Origin of the sequence: Wenyingzhuangia sp. 2_MG-2023, assembly GCF_030548295.1 — a bacterium.
Taxonomy (GTDB): Bacteria; Bacteroidota; Bacteroidia; order Flavobacteriales; family Flavobacteriaceae; genus Wenyingzhuangia.
The window spans coordinates 197487-212232 of the sequence record NZ_JAUOSB010000001.1 but is presented as its reverse complement, the minus strand read 5'-3'; the positions used below and the strand labels follow the sequence as shown (position 1 = coordinate 212232).

10 protein-coding genes are annotated in these 14746 nt (G+C 33.8%); 6 read left to right on the top strand and 4 right to left on the bottom strand.

The genetic code is table 11. The features are described 5' to 3' along the window. Positions 1 to 80: 80 nt before the first annotated feature. Positions 81 to 1091: a LacI family DNA-binding transcriptional regulator gene (locus Q4548_RS00730; protein WP_303450225.1), complete on the bottom strand. Its 1011-nt coding sequence runs from the start codon at positions 1089 to 1091 to the stop codon at positions 81 to 83. Between the two features lie 159 nt (positions 1092 to 1250). Here Q4548_RS00730 and Q4548_RS00725 point away from each other — a divergent pair, with 159 nt between their 5' ends. The 5 genes from Q4548_RS00725 to Q4548_RS00705 all read left to right on the top strand — a co-directional run bounded on the left by Q4548_RS00725 (position 1251) and on the right by Q4548_RS00705 (position 9760). Next, positions 1251 to 2900, top strand: a complete 1650-nt coding sequence (locus Q4548_RS00725; protein WP_303450224.1) for a sodium:solute symporter family protein — start codon at positions 1251 to 1253, stop codon at positions 2898 to 2900. Between the two features lie 19 nt (positions 2901 to 2919). Beyond that, positions 2920 to 5199 carry an FAD-dependent oxidoreductase gene (locus tag Q4548_RS00720; protein ID WP_303450222.1) on the top strand — a complete coding sequence of 760 codons (2280 nt, stop codon included), beginning with the start codon at positions 2920 to 2922 and terminating at the stop codon, positions 5197 to 5199. A 29-nt stretch (positions 5200 to 5228) separates the two neighbouring features. Further along, positions 5229 to 6497, top strand: coding sequence for a family 43 glycosylhydrolase (locus Q4548_RS00715; protein WP_303450220.1), 1269 nt, complete (start codon positions 5229 to 5231; stop codon positions 6495 to 6497). Positions 6498 to 6795: 298 nt separating this feature from the next. Further along, complete coding sequence (locus Q4548_RS00710; protein ID WP_303450219.1) at positions 6796 to 8187, top strand: glycoside hydrolase family 28 protein; 1392 nt, start codon at positions 6796 to 6798, stop codon at positions 8185 to 8187. A 25-nt stretch (positions 8188 to 8212) separates the two neighbouring features. Then, a complete protein-coding gene (locus tag Q4548_RS00705) occupies positions 8213 to 9760 on the top strand; it encodes a sulfatase-like hydrolase/transferase (protein WP_303450218.1) in 1548 nt (515 codons plus the stop codon). 69 nt (positions 9761 to 9829) lie between these two features. Here the strand turns inward: Q4548_RS00705 and Q4548_RS00700 are convergent, their stop codons facing one another. From Q4548_RS00700 to Q4548_RS00690, 3 genes are read right to left on the bottom strand one after another with little or no spacing between them, the layout of a single operon-like run. Further along, on the bottom strand, positions 9830 to 11803 hold the full coding sequence (locus Q4548_RS00700) for a plastocyanin/azurin family copper-binding protein (protein WP_303450217.1): 1974 nt from the start codon (positions 11801 to 11803) through the stop codon (positions 9830 to 9832). A 17-nt stretch (positions 11804 to 11820) separates the two neighbouring features. Next, positions 11821 to 13473, bottom strand: coding sequence for a family 16 glycoside hydrolase (locus Q4548_RS00695; protein ID WP_303450215.1), 1653 nt, complete (start codon positions 13471 to 13473; stop codon positions 11821 to 11823). Positions 13474 to 13489: 16 nt separating this feature from the next. Then, positions 13490 to 13714 carry a hypothetical protein gene (locus Q4548_RS00690; protein WP_303450213.1) on the bottom strand — a complete coding sequence of 75 codons (225 nt, stop codon included), beginning with the start codon at positions 13712 to 13714 and terminating at the stop codon, positions 13490 to 13492. 210 nt (positions 13715 to 13924) lie between these two features. On the opposite strand from Q4548_RS00690, the gene Q4548_RS00685 reads away from it, so the two are divergent. Next, positions 13925 to 14677 (top strand): DUF1080 domain-containing protein, encoded by a 753-nt coding sequence (locus Q4548_RS00685; protein ID WP_303450212.1) that lies wholly within the window; start codon positions 13925 to 13927, stop codon positions 14675 to 14677. Positions 14678 to 14746 lie beyond the last annotated feature (69 nt).

Sequence of the window (14746 nt, the reverse complement as noted above, 5' to 3'; positions counted from 1 at the left end):
TTTAGAAAGGGAAGCAAATCTAATTTAGTTTAGTGCTGTAATACATTATATATGTTTTTTTCTAAGAAAGATATGTGTTTTTATTTTATTTTTATAGAAGAATCTCTAACATTTAACCTACCATTTAGAATAATGGTTTGTGGAACAAAAAATCCTTTGTTTTCAATTTGTTCAAGTAGTAGATTAGCGGATGTCTGTCCAATGTCTCTTGTAGGTTGTTCTACAGAAGTTAGTGATGGATATGTGTGTTTTGCTAGTTTAGATTCCGTAAATCCCACAATGGCAATATCATTTGGTATTTTGTAACCATGTTGTTTAAAAACATTCATGGCACCAATAGCACAGGAATCATTGGCAGCAAAAATGGCTCTCGGAATTTCGTTTCGGTCAATTAATTCTTGTGCAATTCTTTCTCCATCTTCCATTTTAAAACCACAAGAGATAATTTTTCCAGGAGGTAATTTGTGTTTTCTGTGAGCTTGCTCAAACCCTCTCAAACGATTTTTGGTCAAGGTCAAATTATGAGTTCCAGTCAAATGAACAATGTCTCTGTATCCTTGCATGATTAAATGCTCGGTGGCAAACAGAGCCCATTTAAAATCATCAAATAAAACTTTAGATGCTGGAATTTCATCCACAGCTCTGTTAAAAAATACAATGGGAATATCTTGTTTTAAAAGCTCTTTGTAATATTCGTTATTCTGTTTTTCAGAAGTGAGTGATATGATCAGCCCGTCTACCATGTTGTCAACCAAAGTTTCTACATTTTTACGTTCTATTTCCCAAGAATAATTGGATTGCATGATTAAAACTTGATAACCTTTGTTGTGCAATACTTCTTGAGCTCCCAACATTATTTGCGGAAAAAAACTGTTTTCAAACTCAGGTACGACAATTCCTATATTGAAAGATCGCTGCTGAATTAGTTTTCTAGCAATAGGGTTTGGTCTGTAACCTAATTCTTGTGCCGTTTGTAAAATTAAATCTCGAGTCTCTTTTTTAATGTCGTATTTGTCATTAAAAGCTCTAGAGACAGTAGAAATAGACACATTCAATTTTTTGGCAACATCCTTTATGGTAATGTGTTTCATATGTTAATATTACTTCTTTTTTTAATTTCCGACAACTATCGGAAACGTTTCCGATAAAAATAAGTGTTTCGGAAACGTTATCGAAATTGATTTTTAGTAAGAAAGGATTCTTTCAGTTGAATTATAATTATTTTGGTAATCAAATCATAAATCAGAGGAATGGGAGCAATAGACATATCGGTAATTTTAATTTTTACCTTATTGGTTTTTATATGCGGAATGAGTTTTTCCAAATCAGGAAAAAACATGAAGTCTTATTTTGCTGCTGGTGGTGCTTTGCCTTGGTGGATGAGTGGTTTGTCTTTGTTTATGAGTTTTTTTTCTGCGGGTACATTTGTGGTGTGGGGTTCTATTGCATACAAAAGTGGTTGGGTAGCAGTTGCTATTCAATGGACGATGTGTATTGCAGGAATTATTATTGGTTTTTTTATAGCACCCAAGTGGCAAAAAACAAAAGCATTAACGGTAGCAGAGTTTATTACAGATAGATTGGGAGGAGGAACTCAAAAAATATATACGTATTTGTTTTTAGGGATTTCCATTTTTACTACTGGAGCTTTTTTATATCCTGTAGCTAAAATAGTGGAAGTTTCTACAGGAATTCCAATTACAGCAAGTATCATTTTTTTAGGAATTCTAATTTTAATCTACACAGCTGTTGGTGGTTTGTGGGCAGTAATCGTAACCGATGTATTGCAATTTGTAGTTTTAACCGCAGCTGTGTTAATTGTGGTGCCTTTGTCTTTTGATAAAGTAGGAGGGATTGATAATTTTATTTCTCATGCTCCTGATAACTTTTTCAATTTGGTGAATGATGAATATACTCCAGGTTTTTTAGTGGCTTTTGGTTTGTACAATTTGTTTTTTATTGCGGGTAACTGGGCATATGTTCAAAGATATACAAGTGTGGCTTCTCCTAAAGAAGCTAAAAAAGTAGGCTGGTTGTTTGGTGGTTTGTACACGTTAAGTCCTATTGTATGGATGTTGCCTCCAATGATTTATAGAGTATTGAATCCAGATTTGGGAGATTTGGCAGAAGAAGGAGCGTATTTGTTAATGTGTAAAGAAGTATTACCTGTTGGTATGCTTGGGTTGATGTTGGGAGGAATGGTGTTTGCAACTTCTAGTTCTGTAAATACAACCTTAAATATTTCAGCAGGAGTGTTGGCCAATGACTTGTATAGACGTATTAGGCCTAATACGAGCGATATACAATTGGTAAGAGTAGGGAAGTTAGCAACAGTTATTTTAGGAGTTTTGACCATTTTAATTGCATTGATGGTTCCTTATTTAGGAGGAATTGTAGAAGTTGTGATGACTTTGGCTGCTCTAACAGGAGGTGCTATGTTTTTACCACCTTTATGGGCTTTGTTTTCTAAATATCAGACTGGGAAAAGTGTGTTGAGTATTACGATAGCTTCTTTGGCAATCAATGCTTTTTTCAAATTTCTAGCTCCTTCATTATTAGATATTACATTGAGTAGAGCTCTAGAGATGGGAGTAGGAATGGGAATTCCTATTTTGTTATTGACGATTTATGAAATCTACACTACTTCTCAAAAGACAAGCGTAGAGCAATACGATGTTTATAAGGGGATTGAAGCTAAAAAATATGTTTCTACAGAAGAAGAATCTGTATCAGGAAATAAAAAAGGAGGTAAGGTAATAGGTATTGGAGTTGCCTCAACAGGTTTGCTGATTCTTATATTATCATTCATTGCAGAAACAGGACAATTGTTGGTAGGAGGAATGGGAGCAGCAGTGCTCGTTTTAGGGATTACCATTGTGACTAAAAATAAAGACAAATAAATTCAAGAAGTAAAAGATAATGATTGTACAAAATTTTAACCAAGATGTCAGGGCAAATAAAATTGTTCAGATTCAATCGGAGTTTGTCGTTGTTGGTGGTGGAACTGCTGGAGTTTGTGCAGCAATTACTGCCGCTAGAAAGGGGACAAAGACAGTTTTAATACAAGATAGACCCGTGTTGGGAGGGAATGCTTCTTCAGAAGTTCGTTTGTGGATTTTGGGAGCTACTTCTCATATGGGAAACAACAATCGTTGGGCTCGTGAAGGAGGGGTGATGGATGAAATCTTAGTAGAGAACTTGTACCGCAATAAAGAAGGAAATGCAGTAGTTTTTGATACGATTTTGTTAGAAAAAGTATTGAATGAAAAAAACATCACGTTGTTATTAAATACAAGTGTGTATGGTCTTGAAAAAGTTGACGATAGAACAATTAAAGCAGTAAAAGCGTTCAATTCTCAAAATTCAACAGAGTACGTTGTAAATGCTCCTTTGTTTTGTGATGCTTCTGGAGATGGAATTGTAGCTTTTAAAGCAGGTGCTTCTTTTAGAATGGGAGCAGAAACCAAAGATGAATTTGGAGAACAGTTTGCTCCGGATAAATCTTATGGTGAATTGTTAGGGCATTCTATGTACTTCTATAGCAAGAATACTGATAAACCTGTAAAATATGTGGCTCCTGAATTCGCATTGAAAGATATTACAGCCATTCCACGTTATAAGGCTATTGGTAAAGATGACAAAGGTTGTCGTTTTTGGTGGTTTGAGTATGGTGGACGTGGAGATACAATACACGAAACGGAAGAAATAAAATACGAATTGTGGAAAGTAATTTATGGAGTCTGGGATTATATCAAAAATTCAGGAACATTTAAAGGTGTAGAAAATATGACTTTGGAATGGGTAGGTACTGTTCCAGGAAAACGTGAAAGTAGACGTTTTGAAGGATTGTACATGATGACACAACAAGATGTAATTGGTCAGTGTGAATTTGATGATGCTATTGCTCATGGAGGTTGGGCTATTGATTTACATCCAGCAGATGGAGTGTATAGTGAGTTGTCTGGTTGTACTCAGTGGCATTCTAAGGGAATTTATCAAATACCATATCGTTCTTTTGTGAGTAAGGATATCAACAATTTATTTTTAGCAGGAAGAATTATCAGTGCTACACATGTAGCTTTTGGTTCTACTCGTGTTATGGCAACTACTGGTTTGTGTGCGCAAGCAGTGGGAATGGCGGCTTCATTGTGTGTTGAAAACAACATCAATCCTACAGCTATTTTAGAAAATGGGAAAATGGAATTGTTGCAAGATGAGTTGAATAAAGTTGGGCAAAGTATTCCTAACATTCCAATTCAACAAGCAAGTAATTTGATCAATCAAGCGGTTTTGTCAGCTTCTTCGGAGTTCAAATTATCTAACATTCCTTTTGATGGAACATGGACTTCTCTTAGCATTTCAGCAGCACAATTATTACCTTTTAAAGCCAATCAACAATATCAGTTTAAGGTATTGGTAAAAGTTGAAGAAAATACCATTTTAGAGGTGCAATTAAGAACATCAAACAATATAAAAAACTATACTCCAGAGTTGATTTTAGAAACTCAGAAAATAGCATTGCAAAAAGGAGAACAAGAAGTATTGTTTTATTTTGATAAGACAACAGATGCAGATCAATATGCTTTTGTGACTTTTATGAAAAACGATAGTGTAAGTTTAAAGAATAGCAACCAACGTTATTCAGGTGTTTTGTCGGTTTTTAATGGTGTCAATAAAGCTGTTTCTAACAATGGAAAACAAACACCACCAGATGAGATTGGTGTAGACACTTTTGAATTTTGGATTCCACAACGTAGACCAGACGGACAAAACATTGCCATGGAAATTCACCCAGCTATTGCTTCTTTTGATGTGTCTAATTTAGGAAATGGATATGTCCGTCCTTTAGGAGGTGTAAATGCTTGGGTTGCAGATTTGAAAGATAAAAGTCCAACATTAAAGATTGATTGGGAAGAAGAAAAAGAAATTTCTGAAATCAAATTGTTCTTAGATTCAGATTATGATCACCCAATGGAATCCACATTAATGGGACATCCAGAAGATGTAGTTCCTTTTGTTGTTCGTAGTTATATCATCAAAGATGATAAAGGAAATGTTTTGGTAGAACAAAAAGAGAACTATCAAACCATCAATACTTGGAAATTGGAGGTTCCTATCCTCACAAAAGGATTGGTGATAGAAGTAGCACATCCATCAAAAAACGTACCTGCGGCCATCTTTGAAATTTTATGCAGTTGATTCAATTACAAATAAAACAGAAATATATAATGATAAAAACAATAAAAATCTCTAAATTTTTGATGTTAACGGCTGTTTTAATAGGACTTCAGTCTTGTGAAAAAACAGAGCCAAAACAAGAGGTTCCTTCAGTAGGTTATCCTTGGGATATTCCACAAACCAAGCCAAACAGACCATTGAGTAAGGCTATGGAGCGTTTGTATGATAATTATTTAGCACCAAGGCCACAAGATAATGAGCTATTCTCTGCGTTTAAATATACTCATTTAAAAGGGTTTGATTATAGCGATGGAGATGGAACAGTATCAAGAAGAGATCCCTCAAAAATTATCAAAGAAAAAGGAAAGTATTATGTATGGTATACCAAAAGAGATACAGAAGTACCTCCTGTAGGGTTTTCAAATGCGCACTTGTCTACGGATGTTATTCCTTCTACAGATTGGGATTTGTCAGATATTTGGTATGCAACTTCTGAAGATGGATTGAATTGGGAAGAGCAAGGTGTGGCTATCAAAAGACCAGAGAAACCTTTGATGGGTTGGAGATCTGTAACAACTACTGATATTTTAAAGTGGAAAGGGAAATACTACTTGTATTATCAGGCCTTTATGGAAGCAAGTGGAACCAATGGAGATCATTGTCCTGTTGCCACAGCATATTCAGATTCGCCAGACGGACCTTGGATTCCTGCAAACAAAGTAATTATTGAAAATGGTGAGGCAGGAACCTGGGATCAGTATTCTATACACGATCCATATCCACTAGTTTACAAAGGAAAAATATATGTGTATTACAAGGCAGCTTATGGAGACAAACCTGAATATTTGGTGGGAAATGGATTGGCAATTGCTGATAATCCTTTGGGGCCTTTTAAAAAGCATCCTTTAAATCCATTGTTTAATTCAGGGCACGAAACAGCATTGTTTCCTTTTAAGGAGGGAATCGCTGCTTTGGTAACTAGAGACGGTAATGAAAACAACACCATTCAATATGCTTCAGATGGTGTAAATTTTGACATTGCTTCCGTAACTTCTTTTTTGCCTTTTGCAGCAGGTTCTTATGTGCCAGATGCTTTTAATAGCAATGGGGATGGAAGAGGAATTACATGGGGATTGTCACATTTTACCAATGTGGGAGAACGTGGAAAAAAACATTCTATTTTGGCAAGATTTGATTGTGATTTAAGTTTAGATCTTAACGATCCGGGAATGAAAGAAACACGTTTGTATTTAGATTCAGAGATTTACTTTTCTAGAACATTGTCTAAAAAACAGAAAGAAAGAATTTTTAAGAACTAGAAATAAAATTTTGTGAATGTAAATGTAAATCAGTGCGTTCATCAATAAATAAAAACATCAGATATCGTTTTAAATCTATAACATATGTCTTTTGTGTATGGTAACCGACCCTTAGTTTTTAATGAAACTAAGGGTCGGTTTTTTGTGATGTCAAGTAAACAAAGGGAGTAGAGTAGTTTTATTTGAGTTTTTTGTTAGAAATCAATCTTTGGTGTTCTAGTTTGACCTTTTTTTAAATCTTATATTTTATGCTAGATTTGAAAGGTAATAGCTAATTTTTATATAAAAACTAAGATTTATGAAAGCATTTTTTTTTAGTCTGATGCTCTTTTTTCAATTGCAAACTTTTGCCAAAACCTACAATGTACTTGATTATGGAGCCAAAGCAGATGGAGTAACAAAAGACACCAAAGCTGTGCAAAACGCAATTGATGTTTGTACAAAAGATGGTGGAGGAACCGTTGTAATTCCTTCTGGAAAAACAGTAGTTATTGGTACTATCTACTTAAAAGATTTTGTAACGCTAAGAGTAGAAAACGGAGCTGTTTTGTTAGGGAGTCCAAATTTTGAAGATTATGCAACCAATACTCACAAAAATACATATAAGAACGAACCCCATATGGATCGATGTTTGATTTTTGCTGAAAATGCAAAATCCTTTGCTATTGATGGATATGGAATTATTGATGGAAATGGAAGTCCAAAAAACTTTAACAAGAAAAAAGGAAATGGTCGTCCAATGTTATTGCGTTTTTTAAACTGTAAAGACATTCGTATGAACAACATTACTTTACAAAATCCTGCAGCTTGGACATCAGCTTGGTTGTATTGTGATGAAATTGTAGTAGACGGAATTAAAATTGTGAGTAGAATTAACCATAACGGTGATGGATTGGATTTTGATGGTTGCACAAACGTGCGCGTTTCCAATTCTTCTTTTGATACTAGCGATGATTCTATTTGTTTACAAACTTCTAGACCAGATAAACCGTGTAAAGATATTACCATTACCAATTGTGTATTTACAAGTAAATGGGCAGCTATGCGAATAGGTTTGGCATCTCGTGGAGACTTCGATTCTGTTACAGTAAGTAATTGTACGTTTCATGATATACAAGATGCTGGATTAAAAATTCAAATGAATGAGGGAGGAGAAATGAAAAATATGACTTTCTCTAACCTTGTAATGCGTAATGTTCCAAGACCTATTTTTATGACATTTTGCCAACAAAGAGCAGGAGTAGATGCTCCAATGGAAATGTTACCTATGAAAGCAATGCATAGTTTTATATTTGATGGAATTATTGCCGATAACAAAGCATTAGATAAAAACTCAGCTATTTTTATTACCGGAATGCCAAATCATTACATTACAGATATACAATTACACAATATACAGATGACGGTTTCTGGAGGAGGAACCAAGCAAGATGCTAAAAATGTAATTAAAGAATATAACTTAGAAACTTTAGGAAATTGGTGGCCAGAATTTGGAAAAGTAGGAACCTTGCCTGTATCAGGAATATACGCACGTCATATAAACGGATTGTATGTAAACAATGTACACGTACATGCCGTAAATAAAGATAAAAGACCTGTTGTTGTTTTTGATGATGTTAAAAATTACGATGTTTCTAAAGTTTATTTAAACAGAAACCCCATTAGTAAAAAGCAATTTGTAAAAAAATAGAACTTAAAAATAAAAAAAAGTAAAAATGAAGAATAGTATATGTAAAGCTGTATTACTGTGTTTAGGAGTGTTCTCACTAACAACAGCAAAGGCTCAAAAACACAAAAAGCCAAATGTGTTGCTAATTTATACAGATGATCATCGATTTTCTGGAATTCATGCTTTAGGAGGACAACCTGTAAAAACTCCAAATATTGATGCCTTGGCAAACACAGGAATGGTGTTTACAGAAGCTCATTTAATGGGAGCTTTTTCTGGAGCTACTTGTATGCCAAGTAGAGCCATGTTAAACTCAGGAAAACAACTATTTCATTTAACGGATATAGGACATGTATTGCCAAAAACAGATGTAACCATTGGAGAAGCTTTTAAGCAAGGTGGATACAATACTTATATGGTAGGTAAATGGCATCAAGATAGAGGTTCGTTAGCACGTTCTTTTGATGATGGAGCATCGGTAATGGGAATTGGTGTATACTTAACAGATCATTATAGAATGCCAATTTGGGATTGGGATAAAACAGGAAAGTTTCCTAAAAAAGATGCTTATTTGTTAACCTATGATGAGCAAGGAAAAACAAAAAGAAGAGCCATTACCAAAAACGATAAAAGAGGACCTACAGGAACAGAGTTAACGGGACCTCATACTTCCGAAATTTTTGCAGAAAACGCATCAAAATATATCAAAAACTATAAAAAGAGAGATCCGTTTTTTATGTATTTAGCTTTTCATGCACCACATGATCCAAGACAAGCTCCTAAAAAATATCAAGATATGTATCCAGTAAATGAAATGGAATTAACACCTTCTTACATGTCGCAACATCCTTTTGACAATGGAGATATGTATTTAAGAGATGAAGAATTAGCTGCTTGGCCAAGAACTCCCCAAGTTTCTAAAAAAGAGTTATCGGCTTATTACGCTATCATCACGCATTTAGATGCACAAATAGGAAAAGTAGTTCAGTCTTTAAAAGATAAAGGAGAATACGAAAATACAATTATTGTTTTGGTAGGAGATAGTGGTTTGGCTGTTGGAAATCATGGTTTGATGGGAAAACAAAATGTCTATGAAGAAGACGGTATTCATGTACCTTTAATTTTTTCTGGAGGATATGTAAAGCAAAAAGGAACAAGGTACAATGCCTTGTCTTACATTCATGATATTTATCCAACGGTGTGTGATATGGCTGGGATTTCTATTCCAAAATCTGTAGAAGGAAAAAGTTTAAAACCAGTAATGGATGGAGCTAAAAAGCAAGTTTACAATTATGGATATTATGCTTACAAGCAATTCCAGAGAGCGTATAGAAAAGGAGATTATAAGTTAATAGAATATGTGAAGTCTCCCAATAATGATTGGAAAAGAGGATATTCCGTTAAAGGTTCTAGGGTAACGCAGTTGTTTAATATTAAAAAAGATCCTTGGGAAACTCAGAATTTAGCATTTTTTCCAGAGCACAAAGCTTTGTTAAAAGAAATGCAAGAAGAGTTTGTAAAAGCAGGAAAAGATTTAGATGATTACAAACAAGGAATTGGAGTAGAGTATGATTTTTGGGATTACTACAATTAATCGTTTCAAAAAATAAATTAAAAAAAGCCGCTCAGTATACTGAGCGGCTTTTTTGGGTTATAAAGAAAATTATTTTACAATTAGTTTTGCTCTCATAGAATAAGAATGACCAGGGAAGGTACAAACCATCCAATATACTCCGGGTTCTTTTGGAGCGTTAAAGTATATAGTTTCTGCACTCTCTGGTCCTACAATACCTGTATGAAACAATACCATATCCGAATTGGGAACGTAGTTTAATTCAGGACCTTTAAGACCTAGGTTTTGAGCTAGTTCTCCAACTTTAATAGGTACTTGTTCTCCTTGTTTGGTAATAACAAGATTGTGTAGCATGTCATCATTGTTGTTTAAGGTTAGCTGAATCTTACTAGATCTTTCAATGGTTAATTCTTTTACATCGTATTTTAATCCAGGAACGGTTCCTACTACTAATTTTTCATCGGCACCATGTTCTCCCCAGTCAGAAGGCATAGTTGTAATACGCTTAGGTTGATGAATAGTTTTTTTAGGTTTGTGAGAACCCATCATTTGAGGTGATTTTAGTTCTCCTCCTGGAACTTGATTTAAAGTGTAGTATCCTTTATTGTGTAATAATAATTCTCCTGTTTTAGAAGTTAATTTAGGAATTTCTATTTGATGGATATACCCTAAACGCATACCGTGAATCATTAGTTTTACAGACATTCCATCTTCTGAAACCTTTGCCATATGAATCATACATTTTTGTTGATCCTCAATAGGACTTCCATAGGTTTTATGATATTTATAGGTAAAAGTTGTCATTTGATAAGAAGATAAATCTTCTGCCATTTTTTTGTTTACAGGTTTGGTAAATTCTAAAAGAAATCCATCATCTAGTGCTTTCATGGTTTTAATTTCAAAAGGAGTTTTACCTGTCCAGACTAATTGTTGTAAACCAAATTGTTTTTTTCCTGTAGATGCCCAACCTCTACTAGTCATACCTACAAACATATTGTTGTTTTCTCCCCAAATCATTCTTAAAATTCCTGAAGAAAAGCCTTCTACAAAAGGAAAAGCAGCTCCTTGGTACACTCCATTTACCTTTTCCATATACACACGCATAATTTTACTATGTCCTTGATCGCCTACAAATTGTTGCCCCTCAAAAGGACCAAATTTTCCATTGGTGGTGTCGTACAATATGTCTGAAGTGGAAATACCAAGTATGGTGTGAGGAAACCAAACAGCAGGAGCTTTTAACCCTTTAACTCTTTTAGCATAATTGTATAGAGATATTCCAGAATCTTCAAGTATGTCGGTAGGTTTTAGTTTTAAGGGAGATAGCGGATCATCTGTCCAGTTTAAACTTTCTACATGTCCTGCAAAATCTCCATATTCCAAGTGAGTCATTCTTCCAGAACCTACCCAGTCTCCTTGATTTTCGGTGTAAAAAATAGCTCCTTCACTATTAATCCCAAACCCTGCAGGCGATCTTAGTCCAGCTGCATATGGAGTAAATTTACCATCGGGACTAATTTTCACCATCCAACCTCTCCATTTTACTAAGCTAACACCTCCTCCTTGCCAACCAACATTTAAGGTTAGAATCATGTCTCCATTTTTATCAAATTTAGGTCCATAAGAATATTCGTGGTAATTACCAGATAATGGCCAAGAGTAAATTGTTTTAAAAACATCAGCAGTACCGTCGTTGTTTTTATCTTCTAAGCGGGTAAGTTCTCCACGTTGAGCTAAATAAAATCCATTATTTTTATAAGCTAATCCTAAAGATTCATGCAATCCTCTAGCGTATAGATGATAGTTGGGTTTTGAGCTTGTAGGCTTGTCTATAATCCAAACTTCTCCTCTACGAGTAGAAACTCCTAGTTGATTTTTATCGGTAAGCGCAAGTCCTCCAACTTCTAGTTTTACGTCTTTGGGAATAGGAACATCGACTATTTTATAATACTCAGATTCTTTTTGAACTTGTTTATTATTTACGACTTTATTTTTTTGAGACATACTTGTTTTACTAATAAGTAAAACAGTGAATGTGAAAATGATTTTACTAATAAATTTCATGTGATTTGCTGTTTTATTTACCAAATAATGTTGTAGTTCAAATTGTTATTACCTTTTGGGATTTCTATAATAAGTTCATCTTTTCCATTTGAATTTCTAACAATAGGTTGGAACTTGCTATTGTTAGGGAATTGAATGTAGTAACTCTCATTATTGATAATATAGGTGTTGTTGGCAAGCAATTTAATTTTTTCACCTTCTGCAACTTTATGCCAAATGATATCTTTGGAGTTGGTTGTAATGGTTCTTTGTAATCCTCTTGTAGAGTTAGGTAAGGCTATAAAGCTATTGGTAATTTTATTTCCATCAATTTCTGAATTAAAAGAAGGAATGCCTTTGTTATTAAATTCATATCCAAGTTGTTTAATAGAGTTTTTGTTGTTTAGTTGCGTAGGCCATTCTTCTGTTGAATTAGCTAATAAAGCAAAATCTATGTTTCCGTGTGAATTTATGGTTGGTCCAATGGGCATTGCTAATTGTTCAGTACCTCTAGAGTGCCACATTTGTGTAGTATCTAAAAAACCATCACTCCATACAAGTAAAAGACTTGCTGTTTCTAAATCTAAAGAATAATTTAAGTTTTCAACCAATCCCACAGAAATACAGTGGCTTTTTTTAATCCCTTTGTGAGTTATAAAACTACGTTGGGTAATAGGAGTATTGGTTACGTTTAATGTAATAGGTTTTATAGGTTGTTGTTTGCTTAAGCTAGAGGTGCTTGTTTTTAAAAGCGAGTAGCGCTGTATGTTAGGACCTTCTATAAAAAAATCTAGACCATTTCTCCAAACAATAGGTTTGTTGTAAACAAATTGATAAGGAGCCGTTCCTTTTTCTAGATGAACTTTATGATACACTGTTTTGTCTGGCCAATAATTATTGTTAAGGTTTACAATAGTGTCTTTATTAATAACTAAATAGGCACCACCATTTACAGTTGCTTCAAACAAATAATCACCCGTAGTAGGAATGTCTAGTGTCCCTGTATAACTTACTATTTTTTGATCTCTTTTGTTTATTCTTGTTAAAGGGGAAATAGAATCTGTTTGATGTTCTTCAAGAAGTTTAAATTTAGCAATGTCTTTTATTACGGACTCTTTTTTTGAGTTGTCGTAAATTTTTAAATCACTTTTATGAATTTTTAAGTTTTGATTTTTATAAAGTTTGTAAGTAATATTTTTAAAAGCTACAGGACCATGGTCTCCCTGAATCATTAATGATGCTAATGGTTTTTCATCATTAAAAGGAGCAGCTCTAGTAGGGCCTGTTACTTCTACATTTTCATGAATTAATATATTATTAAGTCTAACCTCTTCAAACCAGGCATTTTTTATTTTAGTTCCTTGGTTGTCAAATATTGGAGCATGAAAAATAATTTTTAAATGTTGCCATAAGCCTGGAGCTTTAGCAGTATTTGTTTTTGGAGCATGACCCTGAAATCCTTCTTGTCCTTTAGGTTTTGTTTTGTCCCATCTTTGGTAAATACCTCCCATATCTTTGTAAGCAGGTTCTGTAACTTTCCAACTATCATAAAGTTGAATTTCATACCTTCCCTGAAAGTACAAACCAGAGTTAGATTTTAAGGGCATCATTACATCTAGTTCTAGTTCAATGTCTCCATGTTCAAATTTTGTAAAAAGATGTTTTTTATGTTCTTGAGTAGGTGTATTCATTAAAACACCTTTTCCTTTAGAACCTTCTATTTTTTTTCTCTACTTGTCGGTCTACATATACATCTCCAACAATACTCCAATTGCTATCTGTATTTTTAAAATCACTTAAGTCATCTAAAGAAATAGCTGTAGCAGGTAGTGTTTTAATCTGTTTTTTTTCTGTGAATTCTTCTTTTGAAGAACTTGTAGAGCAAGAAATCACGAGTGGGATTAATGCTAAAAGAATGAGCTTTTTTTTCATTTACTGATAGATTTTAGTTGTAAGGTTTTTTAATGTTTATTTATTAAAAAACGGTGTTTATTATGAATATCATTAGGAATTGGTTGAGTTGTGTGTAAATTACAGGGAATAAAGTGATTTTTTTGTTTAAAATATTTCACTGATTTATAATAAACATTGATTTTGAGTAGATTACCTATTTTAGAGAAAAGAACTATTTTAATAAAAAATATGAATAAAACATCAATAATAGCACTTGCACTCTTTTGTTTTAACCTAGGGATTGCACAAGAAATAAAAAATCCAAAAGATACTGAAATTTATGAGCCTGTACCTCCCACAGTTCAACCATACGGACAAAACGGAGTTCCTAGTGATGCTGTTGTGTTGTTTGATGGAAGTAATTTAGAAGAATGGATAAATTCTAAAGATAAAAGTACACCTTCTTGGATTTTAAATAAAGATGATAAAAGTATGACCATTCAAAGAGGTCAAGATCAAAAAAATGCAACCATACAGACTAAAAAAAGTTTTGGATCTGTGCAATTGCATATAGAGTGGAAATCTCCAACAAAAATTAATGGAAAAGGACAACAACGAGGGAATAGTGGTGTGTTTTTACAAGGGAGATATGAGATTCAAATTTTAGATAATAATAACAATGATACTTATGTAAACGGTCAAGTAGCTTCGGTTTATAAACAATCTGTGCCTTTGGTAAAAGCATCTGTGCCTATGGGAGAGTGGAATTCATATGATATTATTTATCATGCACCAGAATTTAAGGGAAAAGAAATTGTAAAACCAGCAAGCGTAACAGTATTGCATAATGGTGTTTTGGTACAAGATCATTTTATTATAAAAGGACCTACACGTTATATTGGTTTGCCTAGCTATACTCCACATGGTAAAGGATCAATAAAATTACAAGATCACGGAAATCCGGTGAGTTATAGAAATATTTGGGTTAGAGAAATAAAGTAGGATTGTCTATTTGTGGCAGTTTAAAAAACATTTGTGTCAACAAACTTACTATGATAGTGCTAGCTTGCT

Bases quoted from the DNA above. Each gene is read 5' to 3' on its own strand.
- Q4548_RS00730 (WP_303450225.1), bottom strand. From the start codon at position 1,091: ATGAAACACATTACCATAAAGGATGTTGCCAAAAAATTGAATGTGTCT.
- Q4548_RS00725 (WP_303450224.1), top strand. From the start codon at position 1,251: ATGGGAGCAATAGACATATCGGTAATTTTAATTTTTACCTTATTGGTT.
- Q4548_RS00720 (WP_303450222.1), top strand. From the start codon at position 2,920: ATGATTGTACAAAATTTTAACCAAGATGTCAGGGCAAATAAAATTGTT.
- Q4548_RS00715 (WP_303450220.1), top strand. From the start codon at position 5,229: ATGATAAAAACAATAAAAATCTCTAAATTTTTGATGTTAACGGCTGTT.
- Q4548_RS00710 (WP_303450219.1), top strand. From the start codon at position 6,796: ATGAAAGCATTTTTTTTTAGTCTGATGCTCTTTTTTCAATTGCAAACT.
- Q4548_RS00705 (WP_303450218.1), top strand. From the start codon at position 8,213: ATGAAGAATAGTATATGTAAAGCTGTATTACTGTGTTTAGGAGTGTTC.
- Q4548_RS00700 (WP_303450217.1), bottom strand. From the start codon at position 11,803: ATGAAATTTATTAGTAAAATCATTTTCACATTCACTGTTTTACTTATT.
- Q4548_RS00695 (WP_303450215.1), bottom strand. From the start codon at position 13,473: ATGAATACACCTACTCAAGAACATAAAAAACATCTTTTTACAAAATTT.
- Q4548_RS00690 (WP_303450213.1), bottom strand. From the start codon at position 13,714: ATGAAAAAAAAGCTCATTCTTTTAGCATTAATCCCACTCGTGATTTCT.
- Q4548_RS00685 (WP_303450212.1), top strand. From the start codon at position 13,925: ATGAATAAAACATCAATAATAGCACTTGCACTCTTTTGTTTTAACCTA.